Source organism: Pedococcus sp. P3_C7 (assembly GCF_056402615.1).
This window is the reverse complement of record NZ_JBFUHC010000004.1, coordinates 152125-165463: the sequence shown is the minus strand read 5'-3', so window position 1 is coordinate 165463 and position 13339 is coordinate 152125. Positions and strand designations below refer to the sequence as shown.

The window sequence follows — 13339 nt, the reverse complement described above, 5'->3', positions numbered from 1 at the left end:
CATGCGGATGCAGCCGAAGTGCTTGCGCTCACTATTCATGTAGTGAATAGTGAGCGTCATGTCGACAGGTCACGTCATCCTCGGGCTGCTGCGCAGGGGGCAGCGGCACGGGTATGACCTGAAGCGAGAGCACGACCAGCGCTTCCCGCAGGCCAAACCCATCGCCTTCGGAGTGGTCTACTCGACGCTGGACCGGCTGCACCGCCGCGGGCTCGTCGAGCCACGCGGGGTGCAGCGGGTCGACGGGCCCGATCGGATGGTCTTCGAGATCACCGAAGCGGGATCCGAGGAGCTGCGGTCGTGGCTCGCATCGACCGATGAGCCGTCCGAGCACGTCGCCAACCCGTTCGAGCTCAAGGTGACGATCGCGCTGCTGCTCGGCGACGAGGCAGGGGCGTCGGCGTTCCTGCGGGCCCAGCGGTCCGCACACCTGGCCCGGATGCGGGCCTTCACGGCTGCCAAGTCGTCCCGGGACTCGTCGCTGCACGAGGTCCTGGCCGCCGACTACGCCCTCGCGCACCTGGATGCAGACCTGAAGTGGATGGACGCGGCACTCCAGCGCGTCGGCACTCTGAGAGAGGAAATCGGGGTATGAACAAGGGGACCGTGCTCAAGGCGCGAGGTCTGACGCTGGCCTACGGGCTGACGCCGGCGCTGCGGGGGATCGACCTGGACGTGCGGCACGGGGAGATCCTGGCGGTGACCGGGCCTTCGGGATCGGGGAAGTCGTCGCTCCTCCTGTGCCTGGCCGGTGTGCTGGCTCCCGATGCCGGCACGGTGGAGTTCGGCGAGCGGGTCATCAGTGCCGAGAGCGAGGCTGCCCGCTCCCGCCTGCGACGTGAGCAGTTCGGCGTGCTGTTCCAGTTCGGGCAGCTGGTCGAGGAGCTGCCTGCGGTCGAGAACGTGGCACTCCCGCTCCTGCTCGGCGGGATGAAGCGGGCCGAGGCGTTCGACCGGGCGCAGTCCTGGTTGCACCGGTTCGGCGTCGGGGACCAGGCCGACCACCGGCCCGGGCAGATGTCGGGCGGGCAAGCCCAACGGGTGGCCGTGGCCAGGGCCATGGTCACCGAGCCGGCGGTCCTCTTCGCCGACGAACCGACCGGGGCCCTCGACTCGATGGCTGCCGAGCAGGTCATGACTGCCATTGCCGAGACCGCGCGGGAGACGGGCACCACCGTCGTGCTGGTCTCGCACGAGGCTCGTGTCGCGGCTTACGGCGACCGTGACATCGAGGTGCGCGACGGCCGGCTCTCCGGCGGCCTCGGCGTCAACGGTGCGGTGCTTGGTTCCGCGGCGTCGGCTTCGGCCTCGAGCCCGCGGGCCGGCTCATGACCCTCCTCCAGGCCTTGAGGTTCGCGCTGACGGGTGGGCGCGTCGACCGGCTGCGCCTCGCGATCACGGCGCTCGGCGCCGCCTTCACCGCCTTCATCCTGCTCACTGCGGCAGTTGTGGTGTCGGTCCCGGAAGGGCGGGCTTACCGCGTCGAGGTGCTCAACGACTCCGGACTCCACGCAGGGGTCGTCGCCGCGCTCGTCCTCCTCAGCCTGCCTGCGTTCGTGCTCACCGGCCTCGGGGTGCGCGTCGGGTCACCCCGGCGGGACCGGCGCCTCGCGGCGTTCCGCCTGGCGGGTATGACGCCCAGCGAGGCCCGTCGCGTGGTCTCGTGGGAGACGGGGATCGCTGCGGCAGGGGGCTCGGCCCTCGCTGCTTCGGCCTTCCTGGTGGCCAGGTGGGTGCTCCGTGCCCCGAAGCCGTTCACCGCATCGGTCCGGGGCCCGGATGGTTCTCCTCGGCAGGTGCTCGTGGCCCCCGGTCCGGCCCTGCCGGTGGACGTCTGGCCGCACTGGTGGGCCGCCGCGATCTCGCTGCTCCTCGTGCCGGTCGGGGCCGTGCTGCTCAGCCGCCTGGCGCTACGTCGGGTCGCGCTGACGCCGTTCGGTGTCGTCCGCCAGGTCCGACGTCGCCCACCCGCAGCTCTCCCCGTCGTGGCGCTGGTCCTTGCCTCTGCGGCCTTCGCAGCCTGGCCGAGCATCCTCGGGCGGCTGGAGCTGCTGGAGCACCGGTCGCTGTCCACGTGGCCGCCGATGGTCCTGGTCGTCGTCATCCTGGTCGCTCTGCTGTTCGGCAGCGCGTCCGTGTCACACCTGCTCGGCCGGGTGCTGGCCGCGCGCCCGACTTCCGTCGCCGCACTGATCGCGGCGCGGCGGATGGTGGCCGACCCGTGGTCTGCGAGCCGGGCGACGGCCAGTGTGATCCTGGCGGTGCTCTTCGGCGCGGGTGCCGCCGCCTTCACGATGGAGGCAAACCTGCAGCGACCGGACACAGCCTTCTTCGCCAGCACGTTCGACGTCATCTCCGTCGTTGTCGGGGTCGCGCTGCTGCTCGGGGCCGCCGGCCTGCTGGTGATCCAGCTGGAGTCGATGATGCTGCGTCGCAGGGCGCTCGCGGCACTGGCCGTTGCCGGTGTGCCACGGTCGATGCTCGTCCGCGCCCACCTCATCGAGACGCTGCTGCCCGTGGTGCCCATGGTCGTGCTGGCTGCGGCGGTCGGGACCGTGGCGATGCGCGGTTTCACCGGCGGCGGGCGCCTCGAGGTCGCGAACGACGACTCGGGCAACTGGGACCTCGGCACCCACTTCGTGCCGATCCCCGTGGCGTGGGCCGACCTGGCCATGTTCGTCGGTGGCGCGGTGGGAGCCGTGCTGGTCGCCACGCTGGTGGGCGCCGCCACGATTGGCTCGTCGATGCACGCCAGGGAGCTGCGCGCCACCACCTGAGGGCTCGCCGCGACCTGGGCTCCGCGGCATACGATGCGGGAAGAGGGGTGGCGCAGAGCGAGGTGGCCCATGGCGGATCGGTTCGCCGAACCCCCCAGCTTCGACGAGTACGTCGTGGCCCGGGGCGCCGACCTGCTGCGGACCGCGTGGCTGCTGGTCGGCGACGAGAGGGGCGCCGAGTCCCTCGTCCGCGCCACGCTGGCGCGCAGCTGGCCGCAGTGGCACCACCTGTCCGAGGTAGGTGCAGGGTCCTACGACGCCGAGCTGCGCAAGTCACTGATGGCGAGCTACCTGCGGCCGCAGCTGCGTCGTCGCAGTCACGACGAGCCCGAGGGTTCCGCGGGGCCGCGAAACGCAGCTTCGCCCCCACCCACGAAGGCGGCCGTGCTCGCCGCCCTCGCCGGGTTGTCCCGTCGTGAACGCGCGACGCTCGTGCTGTGGTCCTTCGACGGCCTCAGCGAGGCCCAGATCGCCGATGCCCTCGACGACGGCGTCGCCGCGGTGCACCGCCACCGCCTGCACGCCCTGGCGACCGTCGGCGCGCTCCTCGCCCTCGACGAGGAGGGTCTGCGTGCCCTCCTGGCAGGCCTGCCGCCGCAGGACCCGTCGATCAACGGGCTCCTCCAACCGCCGAGGTCGTATGCCGGGTGGCTGCGTGGTGCGCGCGGGTGGGCGTTCGCCGTGGCCGGCCTGGCGGTGGTGGCCCTTGTCGGGGGAGTCGTCTCGCGAGGTGGCGACGGTGGGCTCCCGACTCCGCCGACGCCACCACCGGCGGCCCTGAGCTGCCGGACGACCTTCGGTCCGCCGACCCCGCCCGTCGTGCGCAGCCAGCCGCTCAGCATCACCGTCGCGGCCGTGCTCGTCTGCGCCCAGACCGACGAGGGGTCCGTCTGGGCAGGCTCACTGCCGCCCGATGCCCCGGTCAGCATCCCGCTCGCCGTCGACGCACTGACCCTGCAGCCGCGCACCAGCGGAGCCGAGTGCGCGGACCTGCCTCAGGGGCCAGCCTTCCGGATGGTGTTGCAAGGCAAGGACGGCATCATGACGACCTACGCCAACGAAGGTCTCGCCTGCAACGGCTGGCCGGCCCTGGCGAGCTACTACGTCGCGCTGGCGGAGCAGTCGGCCGAGGAAGGACCGGGGCCCGGCGACACCGGCGCCGTCTTCCTCGGGTGCCCGTCGATCTTGGGGAGGACCCGCTCGGCGCCGGGCGTCGCCCCACCGAGCCTGCCGCGGGGGACCGTGCTGAAGGCGGCCACTGCCTGCCTGCACCCACGACCGATGCTCACGAAGGTCCCTCGGTACCGCGGGATCCGGGGCAACGTCATGGGCGGCCCACAGCTCGCGCAGCTCAACGCCGACCTGGCCAAGGCCGGGTCGAGCGCGGTCCCGGGCAGCTCCTGCACGACTGGGAGCTCGCTGTTCGTGGTGCGAGTCATGACCGACGATGGCCGCGTCGTCGAGCTCAGCAGCGTCTGCGCCGACCGGTTCACCGTCGACTGGAAGGCGAAGGACTCCTGGCCGGTCAGCGCCCAGACCCGCGACATGCTGCGCGCCCTGCTCGTCGTCGCCGACTGAGCTCCCTGCTCAGGCGTCGCTGACCACGGTCAGCTGCTGACCGGCATACCCGACGGTCTGTCCGGGGCGCACCTGGGCGCCGCGACGAACCTCCACCTCGCCGTCGACGGTGACCTCACCGAGCTCGATGACCGACCGCGCCATGGCGCCGTCGTCGACGACGCCGGCGAGCTTGAGCAGCTGCCCGAGCCGAATGGACTCGTCACGGATGGGGACTTCCACGGGGCTGCTCACGCAGCCGAGTGTAGGTCGCTCAGCTGGCGGCGGGGACGGCGTGGCCGGCGTAGTACGCCTCGCGCTCGTCCTCGGTCATCGCACCCCAGACGCCGTAGGGCTCCCGGACCCGCAGGGCGTGCTCCCGGCACTGCTTGAGGACCGGGCAGGCCAGGCAGACTTCCTTGGCCTGGGTGTCGCGGGAGCGGCGCGCCGGTCCGCGTTCACCTTCGGGGTGGAAGAAGACCTCTGGGTTGATCTGGCGACACGAACCGTCGAGCTGCCATTCCCACAGGTCAGCCACCGGTCCTGGAAGCCGTGACAACTCAGCCATGTCGTCCCTCTTCTCCCTGCGGCACGGTGCCGCACGTCTCGGACGCTACCGCCCTCTGACCTGCGGAAACAGGGTTGGAACGTAAGGACTTGTTCAAGGCCGCGCACCCAGACGGGGGTTGTCCCGAATGCTGGACGGTGCCGCGGCGGGGCCTCGGCAGCCGGTCGGCAGGGCGTCGCCGGCCCGTCGTCAGCCCGTCGTCGACCCGCCATCGGCCGCTTCCGGAGGTCCGTCCGGGGGTGGGGTCGGCGCCCGTTACGATTGGGCAATGAGCCTTGGTGTGGACCTCGATGACATTCGGCGCCTGCAGGAGTCCGCTCCCGCCCCAGCCCCGGACCCCGCCGTCGATCCCGCTCCCGAGCTCGAGGAGCACGACCCGTTCAGCAAGCTGGGCCTGACCTACGACGACGTCCTGCTCCTGCCCGGCGAGACCGACGTGATCCCGTCCGAGGTCGACACCACGGCACGACTCACCCGCGAGATCTCGCTGCGCACCCCGCTGATCTCCAGCGCGATGGACACCGTGACCGAGTCGCGGATGGCCATCGCCATGGCCCGGCAGGGTGGCCTGGGCGTGCTGCACCGCAACCTCTCGATCGAGGACCAGGCCTACCAGGTCGACCTCGTGAAGCGGACCCAGACGGGGATGATCAGCAACCCCATCACGATCGGCCCCGACGCCACCCTCGAGGAGCTCGACCGGATCTGCGGCGAGTACCGCGTCTCCGGCCTGCCGGTCGTCGCCCCCGACAACTCACTGCTCGGGATGATCACCAACCGCGACCTGCGGTTCACCCCCGTCGCCGAATGGGCCACCACCCGCGTCCGCGACGTCATGACCCCGATGCCGCTGGTGACGGGCGCGGTCGGCATCTCCCGCGCCGACGCCACGGCCCTGCTGCGCCAGCACAAGCGCGAGCGGCTGCCCCTCGTCGACGACCAGGGCCGGCTCGCGGGGCTGATCACCGTCAAGGACTTCGTGAAGTCCGAGCAGTTCCCCGACGCCAGCAAGGACGACCACGGACGCCTCATGGTCGGCGCTGCCGTCGGCTACTTCGGCGACTCGTGGGAGCGGGCGACCACCCTGATGGAGGCCGGGGTCGACGTCCTCGTCGTCGACACCGCCCACGGGCACGCCCGCCTCCTGCTCGACATGATCCGCCGACTCAAGGCCGACCCCGCCACCGCGCACGTCCAGGTCATCGGCGGCAACGTCGCCACGCGCGCCGGCGCCCAGGCGCTGGTGGACGCCGGCGTCGACGCGGTCAAGGTAGGCGTCGGACCCGGCTCGATCTGCACCACGCGCGTCGTCGCTGGAGTGGGCGTCCCGCAGGTCACGGCCATCCACGACGCGTCCCTGGCCTGTCGCCGGGCCGGCGTACCGGTCATCGGCGACGGTGGCCTGCAGTACTCCGGAGACATCGCCAAGGCGCTCGTCGCCGGTGCCGACACGGTCATGCTGGGTTCGCTGCTGGCCGGGTGCGAGGAGAGCCCCGGTGAGCTGATCTTCGTCAACGGCAAGCAGTTCAAGTCCTACCGCGGCATGGGTTCGCTGGGCGCGATGTCCTCCCGCGGCAAGAAGTCCTACTCCAAGGACCGCTACTTCCAGGCCGACGTCACCAGCGACGACAAGATCGTCCCCGAGGGCATCGAGGGCCAGGTCGCCTATCGCGGCCCCGTCTCCGGCGTCGTCCACCAGCTGGTCGGTGGTCTGCACCAGTCGATGTTCTACGTCGGCGCGCACACCGTCCCCGAGCTCCAGGCCCGTGGCAAGTTCGTGCGCATCACCTCGGCGGGTCTCAAGGAGAGCCACCCGCACGACATCCAGATGACCGTGGAAGCCCCCAACTACAGCGGTCGCTGACCCGGGTCGGTCGCCAAGCCCAGGTATGCCGGGTGGCGGCCACCCGGCACACGTCTCCTACGCGTTCTGGTCGATCCGCGGGCGCGGGGGTCGACCTAGCGTGGTCGTGCCCTCGATGCGCGGGGGCACCGGGCCCGGAGGTGGACCATGCGCACATCCCACCGGCGACTCCTGACCGCGATGTCCGCGGTCGCCCTCGCCACGACCGCTCTGACCGGCACCGCCGTGGGTGCCACCCAGCGCACCCAAGCCGCCACGACCGGTGAGCTGAGCGCGATCTGCCACGACCTGTGGGACGGGGTGTTCGCAGCTCCCAGCAGTGAACCGCTGGCCGCCTGCCAGTGGGACATGGCCCTGATCGGCGCCAACGGCGCCACCCGGGCGCTGGCGGACGGCGCCGGCGTGCGCGTCGGCGTCATCGACTCGGGGATCGACTTCCGCCACCCCGACATCACGCCCAACCTGGACCTGGCCTCGTCCTGCTCCTTCATCCACAGCGACGACCCCGCCATCCTCGCCGGGCTGGCGAGCGTCTCGGAGGCCGGCAACGGTGACTGCACCAACAAGTCCGCTGTCTATGACCGCTCCGGCCACGGCACGCACGTCGCTTCGGAGATCGCGGCACCCGTCAACGGCATCGGCATCGCCGGGATCGCGCCGAAGGCCACCATCGTCGCGCTCAAGGCCTGCACGATGCCGGGCTACTGCTTCGCGTACGCCGTGGCCGATGCCCTGAGGGCTGCCGGCGACCTGCGCCTCGACGTGGTCAACCTGAGCCTGTTCGCCGACCCGTACCTCTACTACTGCGGCAACGACGCCCAACAGCGGGCACTCGCGGCTGACATCTCCTCGGCCGCGCGCTACGCCCGCCAGCGGGGTGTTCTCATCGTGGCCGCGAACGGCAACGAGGAGGCCGACCTCAGGCACCCCATCCTCGACGTCATCAGTCCTGACGGGCCCGACGACACCCCGATCGAGCGGGTCGTCCACAACAGCTGCCGGGTGCTGCCGGCTGAGCTGCCTGGTGCGGTCACGGTCTCGGCTACCGGTCCGGTCGGCTACCCCGGTTACACGATGAACATCGCGGGCTACTCCAGCGTCGGCGGCGACGTCGCGGCACCGGGTGGGGACTACTTCTCCGCCACCGGAACCGTTCAGGACGCGATCCTGGGTGCCGTTCCGCCGGACAGTGACATCTGGGCGGGCTTCGACCCCCTCGAGGCGGTCTTCCCCGGGATCACCGTCATCGACCACGGGGCGACCTACGTGTACCTCAACGGCACCTCCATGGCGGCACCGCACGCGACGGGCGTCGCGGCGCTGCTCATCCAGCGCCACCCGGGCTGGTCGCCGAGCGCGGTCATGGCAGCCCTGGAGCGCTCTGCGACACCGATGGCCTGCCCTGCCGGCTGGGAGCCTCTCGGGCCGTCCGACGAACGGCTCAGGTGCTACGGCGGCTCCGACGGGTGGACCTCCTTCTTCGGTCACGGCCTGGTGAGCGCCTCCGGAGCAGCCGGTTCGTAGAGCGGGCGTCTCACGCGCCCGTGCGGGGCGGGCATACGCAATCTGGGTGAGTCGCGGGGCGCGTGGGCGACCTAGGGTGACGACACGAGCGCTACAGCGTTCAGGCAGGGGGATCGCCAAGGACGTCGTTGCAACCGGCCGGACACGGTCCGCTGTGACGATAAAGGGCGTCCCGTCGCCGGCCGCCCCCTCACTCGGCGACGGGACGTCAAGCGCGCACGCGTGCCGGACCGAGGGGGTGCGGTGCCAAGATCCCGCGCGGACGGTGTCGCACCGTGCATCGCGGCTCCCGATAGCCTTGCGCGGTGACTGAGATCGAGATCGGCCGAGGCAAGCGGGGCCGTCGGGCCTACTCCTTCGACGACATCGCCGTCGTGCCCTCGCGGCGCACCCGAGACCCGGAGGACGTGTCCGTCGGCTGGCAGATCGATGCCTACCACTTCGACATCCCGGTCATCGCGGCGCCGATGGACTCGGTGATGTCCCCCGACTCCGCCATCGCGCTCGGCAAGCTGGGCGGCCTGCCGGTGCTGGACCTCGAGGGCCTCTGGACCCGCTACGAGGACCCGACGCCGCTGCTCGCCGAGATCGCCACGCTCGACCCCGCCCTGGCGACCGCGCGGATGCAGGAGATCTACTCGGCCGAGATCCAGCCGGAGCTGATCACCGAGCGGTTGCGCCAGGTGCGCGAGGCCGGAGTGACCGCCGCGGGTGCGCTCAGCCCGCAGCGCACCCAGCAGTTCTGGAAGACCGTCATCGACGCGGGGGTCGACCTGTTCGTCATCCGCGGCACGACCGTCAGCGCCGAGCACGTCTCCGGTCGCGCCGAACCCCTCAACCTCAAGCGGTTCATCTACGAGCTCGACGTCCCCGTCATCGTCGGCGGGGCCGCTTCCTACACCGCAGCGCTGCACCTCATGCGCACCGGCGCGGCAGGCGTGCTCGTGGGCTTCGGCGGTGGAGCCGCGCACACCACGCGACGCACCCTCGGCATCCACGCGCCGATGGCGAGCGCGATCGCCGACGTGGCTGCGGCCCGCCGCGACTACCTCGACGAGTCGGGCGGCCGCTACGTCCACGTCATCGCCGACGGCGGCATGGGCGACAGCGGCGACATCGTCAAGGCCGTGGCCTGCGGTGCCGACGCCGTCATGCTGGGAGCCGCGCTCGCGCGCGCCACCGACGCTCCTGGTCGCGGCCACCACTGGGGATCCGAGGCGCACCACCCGGAGCTGCCGCGTGGCGAGCGGGTCGAGGTCGGCGCCCTCGCGCCCCTGGAGCAGATCCTGTTCGGCCCGGGACGCACCGCCGACGGCAAGACCAACCTCATCGGGGCGCTGCGACGGGCCATGGCCACGACGGGGTACTCCGACCTCAAGGAGTTCCAGCGGGTCGAGGTCGTGGTCGCGCCCTACCAGCGCAGCTGACCACCCGGATGTGGGCAAGGTCGCCAACTTACTGCTGGTAACAAAGGGTCGCCGGACCTAGGCTGCGTGCATGGCTCCGGACCTGATCGCCGACCCCGAGACCGACCCCACCGCGACGTATGCCGTGGACCCGGCGCTCGCCCGACGGCTCGCTCGCCGGGTGGTCGCGGCCCCCCGAGCTGCGCAGTTCGTGAGCCACACCCCGCTGACCGGAGCGCCCCTGGCGTCGCTGCCGGTATCGACCCGGGAGGACGTCGTCGTCGCGGTGGATGCCGCACGGTCGGCGCAGCGTTCGTGGTCGCGCACGCCGATGGAGCTGCGTGAGCGGATCTTCCTGCGCTACCACGACCTCGTCCTCGAACGACAGGTCGAGCTGCTCGACCTCGTCCAGCTCGAGTCGGGCAAGACCCGTCGCCAGGCGTTCGAAGAGGTCGCCGACGTCGCCCTGGTGGCGCGGCACTACGCCCGCTCCGCGGCGGCATACCTGCGCCCGCGCCGCCGTGCCGGGCTCTTCCCGGTGCTCACGCAGAGCACGGTCCACCACCACGCGCGGGGGGTCGTCGGCATCGTCAGCCCGTGGAACTACCCGCTCTCGCTCGCGATCACCGACGCCATCCCCGCGCTGATGGCCGGCAACGCCGTCGTCCTGCGCCCCGACCAGCAGGCCTCGCTCACGGCGCTCCGCGCGGTGCAGCTGCTGACGGAGGCGGGGCTGCCCGAGTCGGTCCTCCAGGTCGTCCTCGGCGACGGCCCCACCGTCGGGCAGGCGGTCGTCGACCTCACCGACTACGTCTGCTACACCGGCTCGACCGAGACCGGCCGAGCGGTCGCGACCTCCGTGGCGGGCCGTCTGGTCGGCTACTCGCTCGAGCTCGGCGGCAAGAACTCGATGTACGTCGCGGACGACGCCGACCTCGACAAGGCGGTGGAGGGTGCGGTCCGTGCCTGCTTCTCCTCGGCTGGGCAGCTGTGCATCTCGATCGAGCGACTCCTCGTGCACGAGTCGGTGGCCGACGAGTTCACCCGCAGGTTCGTGGCGGCGGTTGGGCAGATGCGGCTGGGGGCGGAGCTCGCCTATGGCACCGACATGGGTTCGCTCGTCTCGGCGCAACAGCTCGAGCGGGTGGCCGCCCACGTCGACGACGCCCGATCCAAGGGGGCTCGGGTGCTTGCCGGCGGCCGGGCTCGCCCCGACCTCGGCCCGTACTTCTACGAGCCCACCGTGATCGAGGGCGTCACCGCCGCGATGCTGCTGCGCGACGACGAGACGTTCGGTCCGGTCGTGTCGATCTATCGGGTGCACAGCGACGAGGAGGCGATCCGGCTGGCCAACGACACCGACTACGGCCTCAACGCCGCCGTCTTCACCCGCGACGTGGCGCGGGGTCGCCGCATCGCCACCGCCATCCAGGCCGGCACCGTCAACATCAACGAGGGGTATGCCGCGGCCTGGGGGAGCATCGCGTCCCCGATGGGTGGGATGAAGCAGTCCGGCGTGGGTCGCCGTCACGGCAGCGAGGGCATCCTCAAGTACACCGAGTCGCAGAACGTCACGGCTCAGTACGTCCTGCCGATCGCACCGGTCGCAGGCATGGGCGAGGAGACCTACGCCCGGCTGATGACGAGTGCGCTCACGGTGCTCAAGGCATTGGGTCGTCGATGAGGCTGGGTCGTCGGTGACCCCGAGCGCGCCTGACCGCGACTACGACGTCGTGGTCGTCGGGTCCGGTTTCGGTGGCTCGGTCGCCGCGCTGCGGCTGGCCGAGAAGGGCTACCGGGTCCACGTCATCGAGTCCGGCCGTCGCTTCCGCGACGAGGACCTTCCGAAGACGTCGTGGGACCTGCGCCGCTATCTGTGGGTGCCGCGCCTCAAGTGTTTCGGCGTGCAGCGGGTCCACCGCCTTCCCGACGTCATGATCCTCGCCGGGGCCGGGGTGGGTGGTGGCTCGCTCAACTACGCCAACACCCTCTACGTGCCGCCCGCGTCGTTCTTCGAGGACCGCCAGTGGGGCGACATCACCGACTGGAAGTCCGAGCTGTCCCCCCACTACGACACCGCCTCGACGATGCTCGGCGCCGTCACCAACCCGTGTGAGGGCGTCGTCGAGGACGTCATGCGCCGGACCGCCGACGACCTCGGCGTCGGCGGCACGTTCCGCAAGACCCCCACAGGGGTGTTCTACGGCATGCCCGGCACACGTGTGCCCGACCCCTACTTCGGCGGCGCCGGCCCTGACCGCACCGGGTGCACCGAGTGCGGCAACTGCATGGTCGGCTGTCGCGTCGGTGCCAAGAACACCCTCGTGAAGAACTACCTTGCCCTGGCCGAGACGCTCGGCGTGACCATCGAGCCGATGCGCACGGTCGTCCGTGTCGCCCCGCGGCGCGGCGGCGGGTATGCCGTGACGCACGAGGCGAGCGGCGCGTGGTTCCGGCGCGCCCGGCATACCGTCACTGCGGACCAGGTGGTGTTCGCGGCGGGGACGTGGGGCACCCAGAAGCTGCTGCACTCCATGCGCCAGACGGGGGTGCTGCCGCGGTTGTCCGCCAGGCTCGGCCACCTGACCCGCACCAACTCCGAGGCGATCAACGGTGTCACGATGCACCGCGTGAAAGAGGGGATGGAGCTCAGCCGGGGCGTGGCGATCACGACGTCGTTCCATCCGGACGCCGACACCCACGTGGAGAACTGTCGGTACGGTCCGGGCTCAAACGCGGTCGGTCTCGTGGCCACCCTGCTCGTGCCCGGGGGCTCGCTGCCGAGGCCCGTGATGTTCCTGCGCGAGGTGGCCCGCCACCCAGCCGTCTTCGTGCGCTCGCTGTCACAGCACCGGTGGAGTGAGCGCACCATCATCGGGCTGGTCATGCAGAGCCGCGACAACTCCCTGCAGGTGACGGGCGTGCGCGGCAGGTTCGGTGGACGGACGCTGACCTCGCGACAGGGACACGGTGAGCCGAACCCGACCTATATCCCTGCCGGGCACGACGCCATGAAGGCCCTGGCGCGCAGGCTGAGGGAGGCGACCGGCGTCCCGACCTATCCCACCGGCGGCCTGAGCGAGATCGCAGACATCCCCCTGACGGCGCACTTCCTCGGCGGCGTCACCATCGGTTCGACCCCCGAGCGCGGGGTCGTCGACCCCTACCAGCGGGTCTGGGGCTACCCGCAGCTGCACGTGGTCGACGGGTCAGCGGTGTCGGCGAACCTGGGGGTCAACCCCTCCCTGACCATCACCGCGCAGGCCGAGCGTGCGATGTCGCTGTGGCCCAACAAGGGCGAGACCGACCCGCGTCCGGCGCAGGGTGAGGCCTACCACCGTCTCGAAGCCGTGAAGGCCGCCAACCCCGCCGTCACCCGCTACACCCACGACAGCGCGAAGGTCTGACCGCAGGTGCGGCCAGCCAACTCCGGCCCGCACCGACGCGACTCACCGGCTCTGGTTGAGCAACCCCGGGGACCGCAAAGACGGCGGGCGACACAAACCCCTGCCTTGTGCCGACCACCGTCCCAGGTGGTGTGGCTGGAGACGAGCCGGGGGGTGGGTCTCCAGCCACACCACCCAGACAACGACCCCGCTGAGCAGGGGTTACGCGGTAGTTGGAAGATTTCTGCGAGGCCCGG

11 protein-coding genes are annotated in these 13339 nt (G+C 71.2%); 9 read left to right on the top strand and 2 right to left on the bottom strand.

Annotated features, from left to right (window positions below; translation table 11 throughout):
• The first annotated feature begins 58 nt into the window (after window positions 1-58).
• The 4 genes from AC1DS4_RS06750 to AC1DS4_RS06735 all read left to right on the top strand — a co-directional run bounded on the left by AC1DS4_RS06750 (window position 59) and on the right by AC1DS4_RS06735 (window position 4355).
• The gene (locus AC1DS4_RS06750) at window positions 59-595 is read left to right on the top strand and encodes a PadR family transcriptional regulator (protein ID WP_477633105.1); all 537 of its coding nucleotides are present in this window, start codon (window positions 59-61) and stop codon (window positions 593-595) included.
• Window positions 592-1332: an ABC transporter ATP-binding protein gene (locus tag AC1DS4_RS06745; RefSeq protein WP_477633106.1), complete on the top strand. Its 741-nt coding sequence runs from the start codon at window positions 592-594 to the stop codon at window positions 1330-1332. Before AC1DS4_RS06750 ends, AC1DS4_RS06745 begins: the two co-directional genes overlap by 4 nt.
• Complete coding sequence (locus AC1DS4_RS06740) at window positions 1329-2777, top strand: FtsX-like permease family protein (RefSeq protein ID WP_477633107.1); 1449 nt, start codon at window positions 1329-1331, stop codon at window positions 2775-2777. The genes AC1DS4_RS06745 and AC1DS4_RS06740 overlap by 4 nt, the downstream gene beginning before the upstream one ends.
• A 69-nt stretch (window positions 2778-2846) precedes the next feature.
• Window positions 2847-4355, top strand: a complete 1509-nt coding sequence (locus AC1DS4_RS06735; RefSeq protein WP_477633108.1) for an RNA polymerase sigma factor — start codon at window positions 2847-2849, stop codon at window positions 4353-4355.
• A gap of 9 nt (window positions 4356-4364) precedes the next feature.
• On the opposite strand, the gene AC1DS4_RS06730 is transcribed toward AC1DS4_RS06735, so the two are convergent.
• Both AC1DS4_RS06730 and AC1DS4_RS06725 read right to left on the bottom strand, forming a co-directional pair.
• Window positions 4365-4589, bottom strand: a complete 225-nt coding sequence (locus AC1DS4_RS06730; RefSeq protein ID WP_477614772.1) for an RNA-binding S4 domain-containing protein — start codon at window positions 4587-4589, stop codon at window positions 4365-4367.
• A gap of 19 nt (window positions 4590-4608) precedes the next feature.
• Window positions 4609-4902: a WhiB family transcriptional regulator gene (locus tag AC1DS4_RS06725; RefSeq protein ID WP_477614773.1), complete on the bottom strand. Its 294-nt coding sequence runs from the start codon at window positions 4900-4902 to the stop codon at window positions 4609-4611.
• Window positions 4903-5170: 268 nt separating this feature from the next.
• Here AC1DS4_RS06725 and guaB point away from each other — a divergent pair, with 268 nt between their 5' ends.
• The 5 genes from guaB (at window position 5171) to AC1DS4_RS06700 (ending at window position 13103) form a co-directional block, all read left to right on the top strand.
• Entirely contained in the window at window positions 5171-6766 is a 1596-nt protein-coding gene (gene guaB, locus AC1DS4_RS06720) for an IMP dehydrogenase (RefSeq protein WP_477633109.1), read from the top strand.
• A 147-nt stretch (window positions 6767-6913) separates the two neighbouring features.
• Window positions 6914-8290, top strand: coding sequence for a S8 family peptidase (locus AC1DS4_RS06715; RefSeq protein ID WP_477633110.1), 1377 nt, complete (start codon window positions 6914-6916; stop codon window positions 8288-8290).
• A 305-nt stretch (window positions 8291-8595) separates the two neighbouring features.
• Window positions 8596-9717, top strand: a complete 1122-nt coding sequence (locus tag AC1DS4_RS06710; protein WP_477614776.1) for a GuaB3 family IMP dehydrogenase-related protein — start codon at window positions 8596-8598, stop codon at window positions 9715-9717.
• A 70-nt stretch (window positions 9718-9787) separates the two neighbouring features.
• Entirely contained in the window at window positions 9788-11380 is a 1593-nt protein-coding gene (locus tag AC1DS4_RS06705) for a succinic semialdehyde dehydrogenase (protein ID WP_477633111.1), read from the top strand.
• A 13-nt stretch (window positions 11381-11393) separates the two neighbouring features.
• Window positions 11394-13103 (top strand): GMC oxidoreductase, encoded by a 1710-nt coding sequence (locus AC1DS4_RS06700; protein WP_477633112.1) that lies wholly within the window; start codon window positions 11394-11396, stop codon window positions 13101-13103.
• The last annotated feature ends 236 nt before the right edge of the window (window positions 13104-13339 follow it).